This is a genomic window from Streptomyces sp. NPDC049541, assembly GCF_044465725.1.
In the GTDB taxonomy this organism is placed as follows: Bacteria; Actinomycetota; Actinomycetes; order Streptomycetales; family Streptomycetaceae; genus Streptomyces.
Window position 1 is genome coordinate 137492 of record NZ_JBITLY010000015.1, and the last position, 20625, is coordinate 158116.

At 69.6% G+C, this 20625-nt stretch carries 14 protein-coding genes; 8 read left to right on the plus strand and 6 right to left on the minus strand.

Annotation, left to right across the window (positions count from 1 at the left end; all coding sequences use genetic code 11):
• Window positions 1-31: 31 nt before the first annotated feature.
• The 4 genes from ACIBW9_RS38145 (at window position 32) to ACIBW9_RS38160 (ending at window position 8501) form a co-directional block, all read left to right on the plus strand.
• Window positions 32-391: an STAS domain-containing protein gene (locus ACIBW9_RS38145; protein ID WP_398962070.1), complete on the plus strand. Its 360-nt coding sequence runs from the start codon at window positions 32-34 to the stop codon at window positions 389-391.
• Window positions 388-1323: an anti-sigma factor RsbA family regulatory protein gene (locus ACIBW9_RS38150; protein WP_398962073.1), complete on the plus strand. Its 936-nt coding sequence runs from the start codon at window positions 388-390 to the stop codon at window positions 1321-1323. Before ACIBW9_RS38145 ends, ACIBW9_RS38150 begins: the two co-directional genes overlap by 4 nt.
• Window positions 1324-1720: 397 nt before the next feature.
• The gene (locus ACIBW9_RS38155; RefSeq protein ID WP_398962076.1) at window positions 1721-6007 is read left to right on the plus strand and encodes a HAMP domain-containing protein; all 4287 of its coding nucleotides are present in this window, start codon (window positions 1721-1723) and stop codon (window positions 6005-6007) included.
• 91 nt (window positions 6008-6098) lie between these two features.
• On the plus strand, window positions 6099-8501 hold the full coding sequence (locus tag ACIBW9_RS38160) for a SpoIIE family protein phosphatase (RefSeq protein ID WP_398962079.1): 2403 nt from the start codon (window positions 6099-6101) through the stop codon (window positions 8499-8501).
• A 112-nt stretch (window positions 8502-8613) separates the two neighbouring features.
• On the opposite strand, the gene ACIBW9_RS38165 is transcribed toward ACIBW9_RS38160, so the two are convergent.
• The 6 genes from ACIBW9_RS38165 to ACIBW9_RS38190 all read right to left on the minus strand — a co-directional run bounded on the left by ACIBW9_RS38165 (window position 8614) and on the right by ACIBW9_RS38190 (window position 16018).
• Window positions 8614-8784: a hydrophobic protein gene (locus ACIBW9_RS38165; protein WP_398962082.1), complete on the minus strand. Its 171-nt coding sequence runs from the start codon at window positions 8782-8784 to the stop codon at window positions 8614-8616.
• A gap of 270 nt (window positions 8785-9054) precedes the next feature.
• A complete protein-coding gene (locus ACIBW9_RS38170) occupies window positions 9055-9900 on the minus strand; it encodes an RNA polymerase sigma factor SigF (protein ID WP_398962167.1) in 846 nt (281 codons plus the stop codon).
• A 157-nt stretch (window positions 9901-10057) separates the two neighbouring features.
• Window positions 10058-11770, minus strand: coding sequence for a hypothetical protein (locus ACIBW9_RS38175; protein WP_398962085.1), 1713 nt, complete (start codon window positions 11768-11770; stop codon window positions 10058-10060).
• A 192-nt stretch (window positions 11771-11962) separates the two neighbouring features.
• Window positions 11963-13231 carry an alpha/beta hydrolase gene (locus tag ACIBW9_RS38180; RefSeq protein WP_398962087.1) on the minus strand — a complete coding sequence of 423 codons (1269 nt, stop codon included), beginning with the start codon at window positions 13229-13231 and terminating at the stop codon, window positions 11963-11965.
• Window positions 13232-13375: 144 nt separating this feature from the next.
• Entirely contained in the window at window positions 13376-13981 is a 606-nt protein-coding gene (rfbC, locus tag ACIBW9_RS38185; protein WP_398962090.1) for a dTDP-4-dehydrorhamnose 3,5-epimerase, read from the minus strand.
• A 27-nt stretch (window positions 13982-14008) separates the two neighbouring features.
• Entirely contained in the window at window positions 14009-16018 is a 2010-nt protein-coding gene (locus ACIBW9_RS38190) for a glycosyltransferase family 2 protein (RefSeq protein ID WP_398962093.1), read from the minus strand.
• Window positions 16019-16240: 222 nt separating this feature from the next.
• On the opposite strand from ACIBW9_RS38190, the gene ACIBW9_RS38195 reads away from it, so the two are divergent.
• From ACIBW9_RS38195 to ACIBW9_RS38210, 4 genes are all read left to right on the plus strand, one after another.
• Window positions 16241-17308, plus strand: a complete 1068-nt coding sequence (locus tag ACIBW9_RS38195) for a glucose-1-phosphate thymidylyltransferase (protein WP_398962095.1) — start codon at window positions 16241-16243, stop codon at window positions 17306-17308.
• On the plus strand, window positions 17305-18291 hold the full coding sequence (rfbB, locus tag ACIBW9_RS38200) for a dTDP-glucose 4,6-dehydratase (protein WP_398962097.1): 987 nt from the start codon (window positions 17305-17307) through the stop codon (window positions 18289-18291). Before ACIBW9_RS38195 ends, rfbB begins: the two co-directional genes overlap by 4 nt.
• A 32-nt stretch (window positions 18292-18323) precedes the next feature.
• The gene (gene rfbD / locus ACIBW9_RS38205) at window positions 18324-19172 is read left to right on the plus strand and encodes a dTDP-4-dehydrorhamnose reductase (RefSeq protein WP_398962169.1); all 849 of its coding nucleotides are present in this window, start codon (window positions 18324-18326) and stop codon (window positions 19170-19172) included.
• Between the two features lie 238 nt (window positions 19173-19410).
• Complete coding sequence (locus ACIBW9_RS38210; protein WP_398962100.1) at window positions 19411-20616, plus strand: hypothetical protein; 1206 nt, start codon at window positions 19411-19413, stop codon at window positions 20614-20616.
• Window positions 20617-20625: the final 9 nt, after the last annotated feature.

A 20625-nucleotide genomic window follows, 5' to 3' on the forward strand; every position in this document is an offset into this window, starting at 1 on the left:
GGGGCGATTCGGGCATGGTGAGGGGAAGAGCGTGGATGTCCCACTCGATCCGGAGGGACACCGCGCCGCGCCGTCACACGGCGGGGCTCGGTTGGAAGTACGTCCGCTGCTGGAGCGCCCGGGCGTGTATGCGAAAGGCGAGGTCGGCGTGAGTACGCGGCCGATGTGGCAGGAAGCCCTCGGCCAGCTGTCACGGCGGAGCGAGAGCTGCCTGTACGTCGAGATGTCCCAGCTGACGTTCATCGACGTGGCCGGGGTGACGGATCTGGCGATGGCCGCGCGGTCACTGAGTGGGGATCGTCTGCTCGTCCTTGAGCAACCACCGCCCCAGGTACCGCGCATTCTGGACTTGTTCTGGCCCAGCCTGGGCGGGATCGAGGTGGCCGCATGACCGGCACCGCCCCCGATCCTCAGAAGTTTGTGCATCCGGCGCTGTTCTACAGCGGGGACCAGCAGTACGTGACAGGTACAGTGCCCTTCGTTCTCGAGGGGCTGGCCAGGGAGGAACCCGTTGCGGTCGCCGCACCGCCGGACCGACTCCAGCTGATCCAGGACCAGCTCGGTGACCAGGCCCGTCGGGTTCACTTCGAGGACATGACGCAGGCCGGCCGGAACCCGGGGCGGATCATTCCCGGAGTGCTGCGCCGGTTCGCCGATGCCCATACCAGTGGCCGGGTGCGCATCATCGGTGAGCCGATCTGGCCCGGCCGCAGCGCAGTGGAGTACCCCGCGTGCGTGCAGCACGAGGCGCTGATCAACGAGGCGTTCACCGGGCGTGCGGTCACGATTCTGTGCCCGTACGACGTCGACGGGCTCGACGAGACGGTGCTGAAGGACGCTTGGGCCACCCACCCGGTGGTGGTCGCCGAGGGGAGCGAGACGGCTTCGGTTGCGTACAGCCCCGAGGCGGTCGTCGCCCGGTACAACCAGGCTCTGCCCGTGCCGCCCGCCGCCCAGGAGACGAGCTTCGAGGGCAGTGGCCAGTTGCCGACGGTACGTGAGTTTGCCGTACGGCAGGGCGAGCGGCTCGGGTTGGAAGGGGCACGGCTGGAGGATCTCCAGCTGGCGGTGGCTGAGCTGACCACCAACAGCGTCGTTCATGGGGCCGGTGGTGGCACGCTGCGGATCTGGGTGGAGGGCGAGCAGGTCGTCTGCGAGGTGCAGGACGGGGGCCGGCTCACCGATCCACTGGCCGGCCGGCGCCCCCCGCCACCCGAACGGCCCGGCGGACGGGGCCTGCTCTTCGTCAACCATGTCGCCGACCTCGTGCGCGTCCACACCAGTGAGGCGGGTACCACGATCCGCTTCTACATCGGCCGCTGATCACAGCTCGGCGTCGGGTCGCCGGTGCGCAGCAAGACACGGGTGTCGTCCGCACTCGGTCCGGCCGTCACGGTGGCGAGCTGTTCAAGGCACTCCAGGCCGAGAACACCACTCGCCAAGGGCCCGCCGACCCGTCGGCGGGCCGTCACCAAAACCACTGCGAGTACCCCATGGTTCCGGTGTCATGCATGGCTTTTCGCGGCGGATTTCTTCCCGGGTGAGCAGCGGCCGGAGGCTTTGTTCGGCGGGTACCGCGTGGGTTAGCCTGCGGCGTATTTTCTCCTCGCCCAACGCCGTGAGGTGAGGGAATGCAGAGCGTTTACGGGCCCATCGCGGCCCGCCGGGGTGTTTGAGTCTTCACTGCCGAGGGCTCCAGGGGAGCGGGACGAGGGTGCGCATGACCAGCGACAGGACCGAGCTCATCGACGCCGGACCGAGCGACGGGGAGCTCGGACAGCTCCTCGCGGGGCTGACGGCCGTGCGGGACGGCGACTTCGGGACACGTCTGCCGGAGGACGCCGACGGTCTCATGGGCGATATCGCGAGCGTGTTCAACGGCATGGTCGACCAACTGTCCGTGTTCACCTCCGAAGTCACCCGGGTGGCCCGGGAAGTCGGCACCGAGGGCACGCTCGGCGGGCAGGCGGAGGTGCCGGGGGTCTCCGGAACCTGGGCCGACCTGACCGACTCGGTCAACGCGATGGCCGGGAACCTGACCACCCAGGTCCGGGACATCGCCCAGGTGGCCACTGCCGTGGCCAAGGGCGACCTGTCGCAGAAGATCGACGTGCCCGCGCGCGGCGAGATCCTGCAGCTGAAGGAAACCGTCAACACGATGGTGGACCAGCTCTCCGCCTTCGCCGACGAGGTCACCCGCGTCGCCCGCGAGGTCGGCACCGAAGGACGCCTCGGCGGCCAGGCCAAGGTGCCCGGTGTCGCGGGGGTGTGGCGGGACCTCACCGACTCGGTCAACTTCATGGCGGGCAACCTCACCGCCCAGGTCCGCAACGTCGCCCAGGTGACCACCGCGGTGGCCAAGGGCGACCTGTCCCAGAAGATCACCGTCGACGCCCGCGGCGAGATCCTCGAACTCAAGAACACCATCAACACGATGGTCGACCAGCTCTCCGCCTTCGCCGACGAAGTCACCCGCGTCGCCCGCGAAGTCGGCACCGAAGGACGCCTCGGCGGCCAGGCCGACGTCAAGGGCGTCAAGGGCACCTGGCGGGACCTGACCGACTCGGTCAACTTCATGGCGGGCAACCTCACCGCCCAGGTCCGCAACGTGGCCCAGGTGGCGACGGCGGTGGCCAAGGGCGACCTGTCCCAGAAGATCACCGTCGACGCCCGCGGCGAGATCCTCGAACTCAAGAACACCATCAACACGATGGTCGACCAGCTCTCCGCCTTCGCCGACGAAGTCACCCGCGTCGCCCGCGAAGTCGGCACCGAAGGACGCCTCGGCGGCCAGGCCGACGTCAAGGGCGTCTCGGGCACCTGGAAGGCCCTCACCGACAACGTGAACGTGATGGCGTCGAACCTGACCGACCAGGTGCGCTCCATCGCCCAGGTCGCCACCGCCGTCGCACGGGGCGACCTGTCCCGCAAGATCACGGTCCAGGCCGAGGGCGAGGTCGCCGCACTGGCCGATGTGATCAACACGATGGTCGACACCCTGTCCGCGTTCGCCGACGAAGTCACCCGGGTCGCCCGTGACGTCGGCACCGAGGGACGCCTCGGCGGCCAGGCCCACGTGCCGAACGTGGCCGGCACCTGGAAGGACCTCACCGACAACGTCAACTCCATGGCGAACAACCTGACCGGTCAGGTGCGCAACATCGCTCTGGTGACGACCGCCGTGGCCAGGGGCGACCTGTCGAAGAAGATCGACGTGGACGCACGCGGCGAGATCCTCGAGCTGAAGACGACCATCAACACGATGGTGGACCAGCTCTCCGCCTTCGCCGACGAGGTCACCCGCGTCGCCCGCGAGGTCGGCACCGAAGGACGCCTGGGCGGCCAGGCCGAGGTGGAGGGCGTCTCGGGCACCTGGAAGCGGCTCACGGAGAACGTCAACGAGCTGGCCGGCAACCTGACCCGTCAGGTACGGGCCATCGGAGCCGTGGCCAGCGCCGTGGCCGAGGGCGACCTGACCCGCTCGATCACGGTGGAGGCCTCCGGCGAGGTCGCCGAACTCAAGGACAACATCAACTCGATGGTGGAGTCGCTGCGCGAGACCACCCGGGCCAACCAGCAGCAGGACTGGCTCAAGACCAACCTGGCACGCATCGCCGGCCTGATGCAGGGCCACCGGGACCTGCCGGTGGTGGCCGAGCTGATCATGGAGGAGCTGACGCCGCTGGTGTCGGCCCAGTACGGCGCCTTCTACCTCGCCGAGGACGGTGAGCGCGGCCCGGAGCTGCGGCTTGTCGGCTCCTACGGCAGGCCCGACGACGACGAGCTCCCCACGCGTTTCCCCTTCGGCCGCTCGCTGGTCGGCCAGGCCGCGCGCAGCCGTCGTACCATCACCGTCGACGAGCTGCCGTCGGGCTACGTCACCATCTCGTCCGGGCTCGGCCAGGCGGTGCCGACCGCGCTGATCCTGCTGCCGATCCTCTTCGAGGACCAGGTCCTCGGCGTCATCGAGCTGGCCTCGGTCACCGCCTTCACGCCCGTCCACCGGGACTTCCTGGAACAGCTGCGCGAGACGCTCGGCGTCAACGTCAACACGATCGTGGCCAACGCCCGCACCGACGAGCTGCTGGAGGAGTCGCAGCGGCTCACCGTCGAACTGCAGGCCCGTTCGGCGGAGTTGCAGGCCCAGCAGGACGAGCTGCAGCGCTCCAACGCCGAACTGGAGGAGAAGGCCTCACTGCTCGCCACGCAGAACCACGACATCGAGGCGAAGAACCTGCAGATCGAGCAGACCCGGCAGGAACTCGAGACCCGCGCCCAGCAGTTGTCGCTGGCCTCGAAGTACAAGTCGGAGTTCCTGGCCAACATGAGCCACGAGCTGCGCACCCCGCTCAACAGCCTGCTCATCCTCGCCCAGCTGCTCGCCCAGAACCCCTCGCGCAACCTCACCCCGAAGCAGGTCGAGTACGCGGGGATCATCCACTCCGCGGGCAGCGACCTGCTCCAGCTGATCAACGACATCCTCGACCTGTCGAAGGTCGAGGCGGGCAAGATGGACGTCACCCCGGAGCGGGTGCCGCTGCGCCGGCTCATCGAGTACGTCGAGGCCACCTTCCGGCCCATGACGACCCACAAGGGGCTGGAGTTCGCGGTCACCACCACGGCAGGCGCGCCCGCCGACCTGCTCACCGATGACTCCCGGCTGCGGCAGGTGTTGCGCAATCTGCTGTCCAACGCGGTGAAGTTCACCGAGCAGGGCGGCGTCGAGCTGGCCATCGAGCCCGCCACGGACGAAGAGGTGCCGCAGGAGGTCGTGCGTGGCGGTGCCGTCGTGGCGTTCCGGGTGCGGGACACCGGAATCGGCATTCCGAAGCAGCACCTGGAGTCGATCTTCGGGGCGTTCCAGCAGGCGGACGGCACGACGAGCCGGAAGTACGGCGGAACCGGCCTCGGACTGTCCATCAGCCGGGAGATCGCGCATCTGCTCGGCGGCGCCGTGGCGGTGGACAGCACGCCCGGTCGGGGCAGCACCTTCACGCTGTACCTGCCGGTGGCCCGGAAGGACTTCGAAGAGCTGCTCGACGCCGGTCGGCCCACCCGGATCAGCCCGAAGGAACCGGCCGAGCTCGCATCGGCCGCCGCCGCGGGCCGGATCACCGCTTCGCCGCAGCCGACCGTTCCCGAACAGCGGCCGCGCCGGCTCCTGGTGGTGGAGGAACGGCCGCGCGGGCTGCTGACCCTGGTCGCCGAGAGCGTGGTCGCGGACGTGGCCCGGCACAGCCCGGACGACGGTTCCCCGCTGCCGGCGGTGGACGTCATCACCGCCGTCGGAGCGCAGGAGGCAGCGGGCGCGCTGGCCACCGAGGCCTGCCACTGCGTCGTACTGGACCTGGACATGCCCGACGGGGAGGCGGCCCGGTTTCTGCGGGCGCTCGAGGGCGACTCGGGGCTGGCGAGCGTCCCGGTGCTCATTCACAGCAGTCACCGGCCGGAGGTGGCACGGGCCGAAGCGCTGCGCTCCCACCGCGACGACGGGTCCCTGGAGTTCCTGTCCAGCCTGGACGAACTGCGCGAGCGCATCGCCCTGCACCTGGCCGCCGAGGCACCCGGGGACGTGCTCTCCCTTGTCCTGGTCGAGGACCCGCAGGACCTCGCACCGTCGGTGGACGACAGCTTCCGGGGCCGTACGGTCCTGGTCGTCGACGACGACGCACGCAACCTGTTCGCGCTCAGCGGGATCCTGGAGTTGTACGGCTTCCGAGTGCTGCAGGCGGAGAACGGACGCAAGGGCATCGACACACTGCTCGCCAACCCCGACATCGCACTGGTGCTGATGGACGTGATGATGCCGGAGATGGACGGCTACACAGCCACCGCCGAGATCCGCAAGCTGCCGCAGTACGCCGAGCTGCCGATCATCGCCGTCACCGCCAAGGCGATGCCCGGCGACCGGGAGAAGTCCCTGTCCTCCGGCGCCAGTGACTACGTCACCAAGCCTGTCGACACCGGCGACCTCATCGCCTGCGTCCGACGCTGGCTGTCCGCGTGAGCGCGCCGGTGCCGCCCGCCGACGGGGCGGGTGCAGCCCGGCGCGGCGCGACCCGCGTCCCCGCGTCGTCCAGCCGAGGAGCGTGCAGATCGTGAAGACGCCCGAGCAGCCACGTGAACGGGACGGCGCGGAGCCGGGCACCGCCCCCCTGGATCTCGCGGGCGTCTCCCCCACCTCCCCCGTCGGCAGGCTGGCCGCCACGGTGGAACGGCTGCGCCGCGAGGTCCGTACCGCGCATGCGGAGGCGGAGGGCCGGGCGCTGATCGAGCTGGCCAAGGGCATCCTGGTCGAGCGGCTGGGCTGCGGTCCGGCGCAAGCCGCCCGGCAGCTCGCGGAGCTGACCGCGCAGGCGAACGTGACGCCACTGGAGTTCGCGGTGGACGTCATCAACCAGGCCGCCCGCGACGGGGTGTCGGAGATCGCGGACGCCTTCCTGAGCACCGCCGTCGAGACGCCCGCGCGCCAGGACACCGCCCTGCGACTGCGGGCAGCGGAGAGCGGCGCGCTGGCCGCGAACGACACCCAGGAGGTCGCCGACGCCCTGCTGGAGCATGCCCTGCGCCCGCTCGGCGCTGTCGCCGTGGCCGTGTGGAGCGCGGGCGGGGACGGCTCGCTCACCCTCAGCGGAAGCGCCGGCTTCTCCCCCGCCGAGGCCGTCCGGTGGCGTTACGTCCCCCCGGACGTGGCGACCGTGGCGCGCCGAGGACTGACCGAGCGCACCGATCAGTGGTTCGAGTCGCTCGCCGACACCGGGCTGCCCACCATCGGCCGGCACCTGCATCCGGCCGGCGGCCGGGTCGCGGTGCCCGCCGGCACGGGGGGCCGCATCCACGGCGTCCTGGAGATCGCCTGGCCCGGGCCGCTGGAGCCGCAGCCGCCGCAGATCGTCCGACAGGTCCAAGCCCTGGCCGAGCTGTGCGCGCACACCCTGGAGACGTCCACGCTCAGCCAGTACCCCGGCCAGCACCCGCGGATCCTCCCGGACGCCGCCGAGCTGATGGACCTGGCCGATGGACTGCACGACCCCGCCCTGGTGCTGGTGCCGCACCTCGACGACTCCGGCCAGCTGGTGGACTTCCGCATCCAGCACGTCAACAGCCGCTTCCTGGACCCGGCCGGCCGGCCGCGCGCGGTGGTCAGCGGAGCGCTGTTGCTCGAGGCGTACCCCATGGCCGCCGGCGAGAGCGAGCTGTACCAGCGGGTCGAGCGGGTCTACGCCACCGGCGAGCCGTTCCGCAGCCGCCGGATGCGGCTTACACCGCTCGTCGACCAGGTGCCGCTGTCGGCAGTCGCGGACATCAGCATCAGCCGGCACGGCAGCAGCGTGCTGCTGATCTGGCGCATCGAGGACGAGACGGCGCGGCTGGCGAGCCTGCTCCAGCACGCCCAACGTCTGGGCCGTGTCGGCGGCTTCGAGGAGAATCTGCTCACCGGTGAGATCACCTGGAACGACCAGCTGTTCCACCTCTACGGCCGGTCCCCGACGAGCACGCCCGTACCCCTGGAGGAGCTGCCCGCGCACGCGCACCCGGACGACGCGGTGGCCCTCGGCCGATTCCTGCGGACGCTGCTGCACCACCGCCGGCCGGCCTCCGCGGCCTTTCGGCTGCAACGCCCCGACGGTGTGACCCGGCACATCCGGGTGGTCGCCGAACCGGCCCTCGACGCCGACGGCCGGCTCTTCGTCGTGCGGGGCGCGTACCAGGACATCTCCGCCCAGCACTGGACGGAGGTGGCGCTCGCCGCCACCCGGGACCAGCTCGTCCACACCGAGCGGCAGGCGACCGAACGCAACCGTCTGACCCTGCAGTTGCAGCACGCCATCATGCCGCCCGCGCAGGCCCCCCTGACGGTGCCGGGCCTGGAGGTCGCGGTGCGCTACCGGCCGGCGGAGACCGAGCATCTGGTGGGCGGCGACTGGTACGACGCCGTGGTGCTGCCGTCCGGGCTGGTGCTGCTGTGCGTGGGCGATGTCGCGGGCCACGGTATCGAGGCCGCCACCAGCATGGTCGTTCTGCGCAACGCGTTGCGTGGCCTCGCCGTGACGGGGGCCGGGCCGGGGCAGCTGCTGTCCTGGCTGAACATCGTGGCGCACCACTTGACCGGAGGGGTCACCGCCACCGCGGTGTGCGCCCTGTACGACCCCGAACAGCGCAGCCTGCGCTGGGCACGGGCGGGCCATCTCCCGCCCGTGCTGGTCCGCGGGCGGGAAGCGACCCCGCTGCCGTTGGTCAAAGGCCTGCTGCTGGGCGCACTGCCCGAAGCCGTCTACGACGAGGCCGAGCTGCAGTTCGCGCCGGAGGACGTGCTGCTGATGTACACCGACGGGCTCATCGAGCGTCGGGACCGGTCCGTGGAGGAGTCCCTGACCCATCTGCTGACGACGGCCCGTACCGCGCCGAAGACCCTGGACCAACAGCTCGACCGGCTGCTGACCTACAGCAGGTCGGACACGGACGACGACACCTGCATCGTCGGCATCTGCGTGACATAGCCGCGACTCGGGTCACGGGCGACCAGTCGCCCCCGCCCCCTTTTCAGCATGCGGGCAGGGCCCGGCCGTCATATCGGCCGGGCCCTGCGAACAGGCGCATCCAAGGGTCAGATCACCATCGGTACCAACGGCCGCGACCACCCCCGGAAGTGGTGGAGCGCATGACGAAGCCGAGAAGCCACAGCACCAGGACGGCGACGGCGACCCACCAGAGGACCTTGATGGCGAAGCCGGCGCCGAAAAGGATCAGCGCGAGAAGAAGAACGAGCAGCAAGGGAACCATGTTTATCAACCTCCTGGCACCCGAATTCCCTGCAATGTGGCCGTCATGCCCCAACGCTGCCTTGTTTATGAGGGTAAAACCGGGGCACGAGCCGATTGTCGCGACAGCGGCAACGACCGCTTGACCGCCGAGGGACGCGTTGAATTCGCTGGGTGCACTGTGAATACGGAAGGGCCTTTCCGGGCGTCACCCGGAAAGGCCCTTTTCTGCTGCGCAGCGCTCCGCGAATCGGCGCCACCCGCAGGCACCCCAGCGCCAGACGTCTCCCCCTCAGGCGGTGCTCAGCATGCCTTCGCGCAGGCGCCCCAGGAGACGCGTGATCAGGCGCGAGACGTGCATCTGGGAGATGCCGAGGCGTTCGCCGATCTGGGCCTGGGTGAGTTCCTCGACGAAGCGCCAGTGGATGATCTTGCGGTCGCGTTCGTCGAGTTCGGCGATCATCGGGACGAGGGCGTGGAAGTCCTCGACCAGTTCGAGGGCGGCGTCCTCGTCGCCGATGAAGTCGGCCAGCGCGGCCTCGCCGTCCTCACTGCCGCTGATCGCCGCGTCGAGAGAGGCCGAGTTGTAGCCGTTGGAGGCCAGTTGGGCCTCGACGACCTCCTCCTCGGACAGGCTCATCAGCTCGGACAGTTCTTTGGTGGTCGGCGTCCGTCCCAGTCGGCTGCGCAGTTCCTCGTTGGCGCGGGCCAGTTGGACGCGGGCCTCCTGCAACCGCCGGGGGACGTGGACAGCCCAGGAGGTGTCGCGGAAGAACCGCTTGATCTCGCCGACGATGTAAGGGACGGCGAAGGAGGTGAACTCCACCTCGCGGGAGAGCTCGAACCGGTCGATGGCCTTGATCAGTCCGATCATGCCGACCTGGACGATGTCCTCCATCTCCTCCGGACCCCGACTGCGGAACCGTGCGGCTGCGTAGCGGACCAGGGACATGTTCATCTCGATCAGCGTGTTGCGCGCGTACTGGAACTCGGGCGTCCCCTCCTCCAGCACCGCCAGTTGGTCGAAGAACAGCTTCGACAGTTCCCGTGCGTCCTTCGGCGCGACCTTGGACGGGTCCGCCACCTCCGGAAGATCAACCGTACGCTCCGCGGTCTGCACGGTCGTCGTCGCCATCATGCGCCCCTCCCGGTCGGTCTGCTGTGCCAGTGCCGGTCCGTTGTCCGGCAAGCACGCACGTACCCCGGTTGACCACCGGCATTCTTCCAACGTCTTCAAGTTCCGCTCAGGCTCGGGGCGGTGGCGCATCGAGGATGAGGGCCGCGGCGTCTTCCGGTCACCGCTTCGACGGCGGTGCGGGCGGGATGGAAGCCGTGGTGATCGTCATCGGGGTGCCGGTGACGGCGATGAGGTAGGTGCGTGCATGCGTGCCGTTCGGGAGGGCGCGGAAGCCTCCCGGAGGTTCGACGACGTATGCGGCGGAGGCATGCGGCGCCAGGGTGGCCGGGCCTGAGGTGATGGTCCACCAGTTGGAGGCGCCCTGCCCGGTGCGGCTGGCGAAGTGCGGGGCGAGGGCCGTGCCCGTGGTGTTGACGGCCCGTACGTCGACGGCGGTGACGCCCGCGGCCGAGTGGTGGGTGGCGTAGCGGGGGGCGAGGCTCATGCGCAGGGGCGGTGGGCTTGCGGCGGCGACCGTCACACAGGCGAGGGCGGGCAGCAGCAGGCCCGCGACCACGGCGCCCTTCTCGCGGTGGCCGAAGGCACCCGGCAGACGCGGCTGCCAGGCGGTGGCGAACGCGGTGGCCGGGACGGTGGCGACGGCCGCGAGCCACAGCGGGGTCATCATCAGGAAGTAGCCGTCCTGGGAGCGCGTGGCCAGATAGAACGCGCACCAGGGCAGCACTGTGATGGCGGGGCCGAGGCGCCGGACGAACAGCAGTGTGGCGGCCAGCAGGCCGAGCAGGAGCAGCAGGCTGCCGTAGGAGTAGTAGTCGAGGCGGCTGCTGCCCGCGGTGAAGTAGTAGGAGATGCCCATCAGGCCCTGGCCGTGCAGGATCGCCTTCTGGTCCAGCGGCAGCAGCAGACCGTGCAGCCAGGCGGAGAACTGCTGGACGGCGAAGTAGGCGTTGACGGCGGCCCAGGCGAGTGCGGCCGTGCCTGCGTACCGGGCGGTGACGGCGAGTGCCCGCCGCGGGCCGAGTTCGCCGCGTCTGACGGCGTACAGGCCGATCAGGAGGAACGGCGTGAGGAACCAGGCGAGTTGCTGGGTGGCGCAGGCCGCGCCCAGACAGGCCGCCCGCAACACTCCCCTGCCTCCCAGTTGGCCTCCCGCGCCGGTGGCGGGCCAGCGCACCACCACGGGGACGAGGAGGGCGAGGGCCGTGATCGCCGGGTAGCCGGCGTAGGCGTACTGGGGCAGGAAGCCGAAGCCGAGGCAGACCGCGGTGGCCGCCGACCGCCAGGGTGCCGGCAGCAGGAGCCACAGCAGGACCGAGGAGGCCAGGAGTGCGCCGGTGGTCACCAGCGTGGCGGTCGCCGCCGAATGGACGACGGCGTGCACCGGGGCGGCGAGCAGGGCCGTCAGCGGCGGATAGCCGTAGGTGTAGTCGGCGCCGCCGGACATGGTCTTGGTGAGCCCGACGCGTGCGCTGTCGAAGAGCCACGGCCAGGACTGGCCGTAGACCGGACGGCCGTGCAGGATCTGGTTCGCGGCCTGGGCGGTCAGCACGCCTTCGTCGCTGCCCGCGTGGTCGAGCAGGTAGCCGCAGGTCACCAGCGCCACAGCGGTCAACAGCACCGCCGCGTCCACCCGGACGAGCGCCCTCCGGGTGCGCACGCAGAGGGCGCACACGGCACAGATCAGGATCGAGGCGTAGCAGGCGGAGATCGTCGCGGCGACGGCCGGGCGGGATGCGATCGCGGCGGTCCAGGCGTCCCGTGTCCCGATGAACAGGCTGATCGTGGCCACCAGCGTCATCCCACGATGCCACCGCTGGGGGCCGGCCTCCTGGACCCCGGGCACTGCGGCCCGGGTGGGAGGCGGCGTCATCAGGTCCGTCCCGGCACTCCCGGGAAGCTCCATCACCCGACCCCCTCTGCCTCGCCGCAATGGGGCAGCACCCACGCGTGTTCAGCCACTCGGGTCTGACTACTACAACATGTAGGTAAGCGCTGGAGGGGCAGGCTTCTTCTCACCGACCTCTCACCCTACGGTTCGTAGGGTGAGAGGAAGGACCTTGCGTCACCTGCGCCTGGTGGGGGCCTCCGAGGGCTCCTGGCCCGAGGCACGCACCGTGGTGTGGCCCGGCTTCGGCTTCGGGACGTGCCGGGGCACGACGTCCTGGGGGAAGGTCAGCTGCTGGTTCATCCACTTCAGGGTGGCCGGCATCTCCCGTACCCAGGTCGGGAAGTTGTGGCTGCCGTTCTCGGGCAGGATCGACACGACGCGCATGGGTGCCTTGACCGCCTTGATGAAGGCCAGCGTCTCGGGGTAACCCTTCTCACCGTGCTTGCTGTCGGCGACCAGGACGGAGACCTGGGGTGCGGGAAGGTGCTTGAGCCGCCACATCAGGTCGTGCCCGTTGATCCGGTTGACGCGGCCCAGCCCACTGCCGAAGAGGTTGCCGGTCGTGGCGTCGTCCTTGATCTTGTAGTCGGGCGACAGGGCACCGGCCGTCGTGTACACGTGCGGGTTGCGCATCGTCAGCTGCAGGGCGCAGGTGCCGCCGGAGGAGTAACCCATGACGCCCCAGGCGGTGGCGTCGTGGCCCACCCGGTACGTGGCCTTCAGAGCGTCCGGCAGGTCCTTCGCCAGGAACGTCTCGGTCTGCGGTCCGCCCGGCACGTTCACGCACTCGGTGTCGCGCGGCGGAGCGATCGTCGGCCGGATCATCACCATGATGGTCGGCTGCATCTGGCCGCTCTTCTGCAGCTCACCGGCGGTCTGTGACACCCGCAGGTACTGCGCGAGGTTGAAGATGGAGCCGGGGTAGCCGCTGAGCGCCACGATCACCGGGAAGCGCTGCCGGTGGTACGCCTTCTGGAAGTACTGCGGCGGCAGGTACACGAAGGCCGGGTCGACGACGCCGGTGCGGCGGCCGATGACCTTCACGGACTCGACCCGCCCGTTCACCGCCGCGGGACCGGTGGGCAGTCCGCTGACCCGGTTCAATTGCTCGTCACCGTTGGGCTGTATGAGGGAGCCCTTCGCGGAGATGCCGGAAATGGCCCCGCCGTCGTTGTTTCCACCCGCCTGGGTGACACCGACGGGAGCGGTGTCGACGTTGCCGAAGAGCTCACCCCACGATCCGAAGAACTGGTAGGACGAGTTCAGCCAGCACGCGAAGGCGGCGATGATCGTCACCTGGGCCACTCCGACCGCCACCAGCCGTCCCAGCACCTGCCAGACGCCCTGCTTGGCCAGCCGTGGCCACAGCCAGACCAACAGCGCCACACAAATGGCGGCCACGGCCGCCATCACGTACACAGTCGTCTCGCTGGTCAAACCCATGCCACTCAGTCCCCGGTTTCCTTGCCCGTGGTTTTTCCGTCACCCAGGAGGAGGGTTGCGGACCCTTCCGCGTTCCCTAAGAAACGCTAATGGGACAAAGCCCATACCTCTTTCTTGATTTCACGGAAGGGCCGTCACCAGAGGTCAGGAGCCGTCAACGGTCCGGAGGGACCGGCGGTATGTGACGCAGTCCTCATACCGCGGCAGCAGTCCCCGGGCCTCCGCCTCGGCGAGCGTCGGCGCCTGCTCGTCCTTCGGGGACAGCAGCGGCTCGATGCCGTCCGGCCACTGGATGGCGAGGTCAGGGTCGAGCGGATGGACGCCGTGCTCACGCTCGGGGGCGTAACCCTCGGAGCAGAGGTAGATCACCGTCGCGTCGTCCGTCAGGGCGAAGAAGGCGTGGCCGAGGCCCTCTGACAAATAGACGGCGTGATGGGTCTGGTCGTCGAGCCGGACGGCTTCCCACTGCTTGTACGTCGGTGAGCCGACCCGGATGTCGACGATGACGTCGATGACCGCGCCGCGCACGCACTTGACGTACTTGGCCTGGCTCGGCGGGACGTCGGCGAAGTGGATGCCGCGCAGGGTGCCCCGCTTGGAGACGGAGCAGTTGGCCTGGGCCAGGTTGAGGTCCTGGCCGGTCGCCTCGCGGAATTCGGCGCCGCGGAACCACTCGTGAAAGCTGCCGCGGTCGTCGGGGAAGACCTTGGGCTCCAGTACCCAAGCGCCGTCAATGCCCAGTGGTCGCACGTATCGATCCTAGTTCGCGTGGTTCGGTTACTTCTTCAGAGCCCGACGGAGCCTGCCCGCCGCACGGCGCAGGAATGTCCGCTTTGCCGGGCGAGCGGCCGGCTTGGGCCGTCCGGGGGCCTTGGCCACCAGGTCGGCGGCCGCGGCCGCGAGCGGCTTGACCTCGGCACCACCGCTCGCGGAGACATCGAGGACCAGCGGCAGGGCCACCGGCTTGCCGGCGCCGGCCGACGGCAGGATCATCTCCAGCCGCCACGGGCCGCCCTCCAGTTCACCAGGCGTGAGGCCAGCGCTCAACTCGGCATCGCCGGTCGTGCGGGCGGCCACGGTGGCGGGAAGCTCGACCGAACGGCTGGTCGCGACGTGCGTCAGCTTCACGGCTGCCTCACTCTCGCCCTGGACGTGGAAGGGCAGCGCAACGGTGAGGCGGTCGGGGTCCGTTGTCACGGTGACGTCGGCGGCGGTGTGACCGGCGAACTCGTACGAGATCCGGTTGGTCTTCCGGTCGACGTCGAGCGAGAGGTTGCCGTGCGGGTCGGTCCAGTACGGCAGGACCACGTGCGCCGGGGAGCCCACCACGGCAGCGCGCCGTCCGTGCCCGGCCGCCTCACTGCGTACGGAACCGAGGCGGGTCTCCTTGGTCCACCCGCAGGAGTGGATACGGATGAGGACGTCCCAGATGCCCGCGTCCAGTCCGCCGCCGTTCGCCGCCGCCAGCGGGTCGATGCGCGAGGTGGCGTGCAGCACCTGCCGGAAGTACCCGTCCCGGCCCGCCACGGCGACCTTCTCCCGGGTGAAGTCCACGGGCTGGAAGAACTCCGCGGCCGTCGCGCGCTCACGCACGACGAGGTCCACCTTGGACTTGCCGAGCGGGGCGGAGGTGTCCGCGCCGAGCAGGGCGATGGCGTCCAGGCTGGTCTGCGGCAGCGGCGGGACGAGCAGGTCCTTGTCGCCGTCGGCACGGAAGGTGATGGGCTCGCCGGCCGACTTGTACTCGGCGGTGAAGCCGATCGACAGCTTGCCGTCCTCCCAGCCGAGGTTCTCCAGGGTGCCGGAGGGCTTGATCCCCGACTCCCACTGGGCGAACTCCTCGACGTCGGCGAGCCGGTTCGCCGCGATCAGGCCGGCGACGATCTGCTGCGTGGGCTGCAGACCGGCCGCGACGCCGGGCCCGAAGCGCTCGACGACCACCTTGTGGATCTCGTCGAACAGCTCCTTGCGGTAGTCCTCCGGCAGCTTCAGCAGACGCTGCCCGCGCATGCGCTCGACCATCTCGTTGCGCAGCCAGCGGCGGAACAGCCGGTCACGCAGCGGGCCGGGCTCGGTGAGCTTCTCGACGACGTCGAGGGCCTCGCGCAGGTTCTTGAAGTAGCCGACCGGGTCGAAGCGCTGGAAGCCCGCGTTGGACGCGTCCTCGCGCTTGACGTGGTAGTAGCACAGGTAGTCGCTGAGCACGGAGACGTTCTCGGCCCGCAGATAGGCCTCGGCGACGAAGACGTGGTCCTCCAGGCGCCGGCGCCCCTCCATGAAGCGGAGGTCGTACTTGTCCAGGAACGCCTTGCGGAACATCTTGTGCGGGGTAAGGCTGTCGATCAGCGGGGCGTTCTCGACGTTCGCGTGCGGGCGGTTCTTGCGGAACAGCTCCAGCGGGACCGGGCGGCCCTTTCCGGCCATCTTGCCGACGATCACATCGGCGCCGTTCTCCACGCCGTAGTTGTACATGCGTTCGAGGGCTTCGTCGCCCAGCCAGTCGTCGTTGTCCACGAACTGGATGAACTCACCCTTGGCGGCGGCGATGCCGACGTTGCGCGGCTTGCCGGACCAGCCGGAGCCCTCCTGGTGGATGACGTGCATGTGGGGGTACTCGGCGGCGAGCCGGTCCAGGCGCTCGGGCGTCTCGTCGGTGGAGCCGTCGTCGACGAAGATCGCTTCGTACTCGTCGTCCGGCAGGCTCTGGCGCAGAAGAGAGGCTATGCAGTCCTCGATGTACTTGCCCGGGTTGTAGACCGGGATCACCACGCTCACCTTGATGGGCATGTCTCTTCTTCCGCTTAAGTCACTGGGGAGTCATGACGTCATGACACGGCGTACACCGCCGCTGGCTGACGGACAAGGCTAACGCGTTGGCGGTCACACCGTGGTCACGTCAAGCGGCGGCTGCGGCCACAAACAGATCACAAAGTCCACACGATGGTTTGGCCAACTGTGATGAAACGCACGGAGCGGTGCTTGCCCCGGAGCCCGGTTAGGATGCGCCGCATGAAGGCTCTCGTTCTCTCAGGTGGCTCGGGCACTCGCCTGCGTCCGATAACCCACACATCGGCCAAGCAGCTGGTGCCCGTCGCCAACAAGCCCGTCCTGTTCTACGGGCTGGAGGCGATCGCCGACGCCGGCATCACGGATGTCGGAATCATCGTCGGCGACACCGCCGAGGAGATCCGGGAGGCCGTCGGTGACGGCTCGAAGCTCGGCATCGACGTCACGTACATCCCCCAGGACAAGCCGCTCGGCCTCGCGCACGCGGTGCTCATCGCGCGCGAGTTCCTGGGCGACGACGACTTCGTCATGTACCTCGGCGACAACTTCATCGTCGGCGGCATCACGGGCCTCGTCGACGAGTTCCGTACGGAGCACCCCGACGCCCAGATCCTGCTGACCCAGGTGCCCAACCCGACGTCGTTCGGTGTCGCCGAGCTCGACGAGAACGGCCGGGTCAAGGGCCTGGAGGAGAAGCCCAAGCAGCCCAAGAGCGATCTCGCGCTGGTCGGCGTGTACCTGTTCACCCCCGCGATCCATGAGGCCGTCCGCAGCATCGAGCCCTCCTGGCGCGGCGAGCTGGAGATCACCCACGCCATCCAGTGGCTGATCGACCAGCACAAGGACGTCCGCTCGACGACGATCTCCGGCTACTGGAAGGACACCGGGAACGTCGCCGACATGCTGGAGGTCAACCGCTCCGTCCTGGAGACCGTCGAGCCGAGCGTCCAGGGCACGGTCGACGAGTCCAGCGAGATCATCGGTCGCGTGCGCGTCGAGGCCGGTGCCGAGGTCCGCGGCTCGCGCATCGTCGGCCCCGCGATCATCGGCCCCGGTTCGGTGATCAGCGACTCGTACGTCGGCCCCTTCACCTCCATCTCCGAGGGCGTCCGTATCGACGACAGCGAGATCGAGTACTCCATCGTCCTGCGCGACTCCTCCATCACCGGCGTACGGCGGATCGAGACCTCGCTCATCGGCCGCGACGTCCAGGTCACCCCCGCGCCCCGCAATCCCGCAGCCCACCGACTCGTCCTCGGCGACCACAGCAAGGTGCAGATCTCTTCATGACCACGCGAATCCTGGTGACCGGCGGTGCCGGTTTCATCGGCTCCCACTACGTCCGTACGCTGCTCGGCCCCGAGGGGCCCGGGGACGTGGCGATAACCGTCCTGGACAAGCTCACCTACGCGGGCAACCCGGCCAACCTCGACGAGGTGCGCGCCCACCCCGGCTTCGCCTTCGTGCAGGGCGACATCTGCGACCCCGAACTGGTCGGCAAGCTGATGGCCGAGCACGACGAGGTGGTGCACTTCGCCGCCGAGTCGCACGTGGACCGCTCCATCGACGGCGGCGCGGAGTTCGTCCGCACCAACGTCGTCGGCACGCACACCCTGATCGACGCCGCGCACCGGGCCGGCATCAAGACCTTCGTGCACATCTCCACCGACGAGGTCTACGGCTCCATCGACGAGGGCTCCTGGCCCGAGACGCACCCGCTGCAGCCCAACTCCCCGTATTCCTCGGCGAAGGCGTCCAGCGACCTGATCGCGCTGTCGTACCACCGCACCCACGGCCTCGACGTGCGGGTGACCCGCTGCTCCAACAACTACGGGCACCACCACTTCCCCGAGAAGGTCATCCCCCTCTTCATCACCAACCTGCTCGACGGCAAGAAGGTCCCGCTGTACGGCGACGGCGGCAACGTCCGCGACTGGCTGCACATCGACGACCACATCCAGGGCATCGAGCTGGTGCGCACCAAGGGCCGCCCGGGCGAGGTCTACAACATCGGCGGCGGCACCGAGCTCTCCAACAAGGAGCTCACCGGGCTGCTGCTGGAGGCCTGCGGCGCCGACTGGGACACCAGCGTCGAGTACGTCGCCGACCGCAAGGGCCACGACCGCCGCTACTCCGTGGACTGCACGAAGATCCGCGAGGAGCTCGGCTACGAACCCCACAAGGACTTCGCCACCGGTCTCGCGGAGACCGTCGCCTGGTACCGCGAGAACCGCGCCTGGTGGGAGCCCCTGAAGGAGCGGGCCGCGCTGTGACCTCCACCTGGCTGATCACCGGTGCCGGCGGGATGCTCGGCAAGGACTTCCTGGCCCGGCTGGCGGCCGACGGAGTGCCGAGCGTCGGCCTGACCCGGGGGGACCTGGACATCACGGACCCGGAGGCGGTGCACGGGGCCGTCGCGGAACACCAGCCGGACGTGGTGGTCAACTGTGCCGCCTGGACCGCCGTCGACGACGCGGAGACCCAGGAGGCCGAGGCGCTGCGGATCAACGGCGACGGTCCCCGGAACCTGGCCGCGGCCTGCGCCAAGACCGGCGCCAGGCTGCTGCAGGTCTCCACGGACTACGTCTTCGCGGGCGACGGCGCCTCTCCGTACGCGGAGGACGACCCGACGGCTCCCCGCAGTGCCTACGGCCGCACCAAGCTGGCCGGCGAGCAGGCGGTGCTGACCGCGCTCCCGGACGCGGGCTACGTGGTGCGCACGGCGTGGCTGTACGGGGCGGGCGGCGGCAATTTCGTCCGCACGATGATCAAGCTGGAGGGCGTCAAGGACACCCTCGACGTGGTCGACGACCAGCGCGGCCAGCCCACCTGGACCGTCGACCTCGCCGACCGGCTGGTCCGCCTCGGGCAGTCCGCGCTCGCGGGTACCGCCCCGGCGGGGATCTACCACGGCACCAGCGGCGGCGAGACCACCTGGTTCGGCCTCACCCGGGAGATCTTCCGGCTGCTCGGCGCGGACCCGGAGCGGGTCCGCCCCACCACCAGCGCCGCCTTCGTCCGCCCGGCCCCCCGGCCGGCGTACAGCGTCCTCGGGCACGACCGCTGGGCGGCCGCCGGGATCGAGCCGATCCGCGACTGGCGCGAGGCCCTGCACGAGGCGTTTCCGGCGCTGCTGGCGGCGGAACGGCCGTAAGCCGACGCACAACTCGCCCTTGAAACGAGCGGGGTGGCCGGAACCTTACTGGTTCCGGCCACCCCGCTCGTCCATGCGGGCCCACCTGGAATTCATGCGCAGGTGATACGCGGGCCCCCTCCAGGTCACCGCCCGTTCTCACCGTGAATTTCACCGATTCTCACGAAGTAAGAGATTTCTCGGCGATGGAACCAGGCGTCCCGCCGCTCCCTCATGCAGGGCAGCGAAGGAGGTCGAAATGGGCGACAGCCCCACTCAGACGAGCAACACGCTCATGCGCCGGTTCGCGCCGAGACTCGATCCACCGCCTCAGCAGCCGCGGTGGCGCATCGAGCTGGGAAAGGCCCTGCCGGCACTGACGTTGTTCGTCTCCGTGCGGCTGACCGGGGTGATCATGGCGACCCTGTGGTCGATCCACCTCGGCAGACACCCGCGGACCGTGGCCGGCCTGGAATGGGACGGCCACTGGTACTGGCACATCTCGCAGTTCGGCTACGGCCTGATCGTCCCCGCCAAGCACGGCGTCATCTACAACGACCTGGCGTTCTTCCCCCTCTTCCCGGGCCTGATCCACGCGGTGAACACGGTGCTGCCGATCGGCCCGGTCAACGTGGCGCTGCTCATCGCATGGACGGCCGCCCTGGCGGCCGCCTGGGGCGTGTACGCGGTCGGCGAGCTGCTGCACGGACGACGCATCGGGATCCTCCTCGTGGCGCTGTGGGCGCTGCTGCCGCACGCGATCATCCTGACGATGGCGTACACCGAGCCCGTCATGACCGCCTTCGCGGCCTGGGCGCTCTACGCGGTGCTGACCCGCCGCTGGCTGACCGCGGGGACGCTCGCGGTGCTGGCCGGGCTGTGTCGCCCGAACGGCCTCGCCGTGGCGGCCGCCGTCGTCACCGGCGCCGTCGCCCATCTGTGGCAGCTGCGCCGCTCCGGTGCGCCCACCGCGCCACGCGCCTGGGCGGCCGCCGCGGTGGCGCCCCTCGGATGGCTGGGCTACATCGGCTGGGTGGGACTGCGGACCCACAGCCCGCTCGGCTACTTCCACGTACAGAGCCTGTGGGGCTCGCGGTTCGACTTCGGCCGCTTCACCGCTCACGAGTTCAAGCACCTGGTCGTCGGTCACGACGTCCTCGCCGTCTACGCCACCGCCGCGATCGTCCTCGGCTACCTGCTGCTGTTCGTCTTCTGCCTCCTGAACCGGATGCCCCTGCCCCTGCTGGCCTACTGTGCGGTGCTCATCGTGATGGCGGTCGGCGGCACCCACTTCTTCAGCAGCAAGCCGAGGTTCCTGCTGCCGGCCTTCCCGCTGCTGATCCCGCTCGCCCGGCATCTGGCGCGCAGCAGCCTGCGTACCCTGGTCATCCTGCTCAGCTCCCTGGCCGTCGTCTCCCTCTTCTACGGCACCTACCTGCTCACCGTCTCCCACCGTGCCCTGTGACGGCAGGAC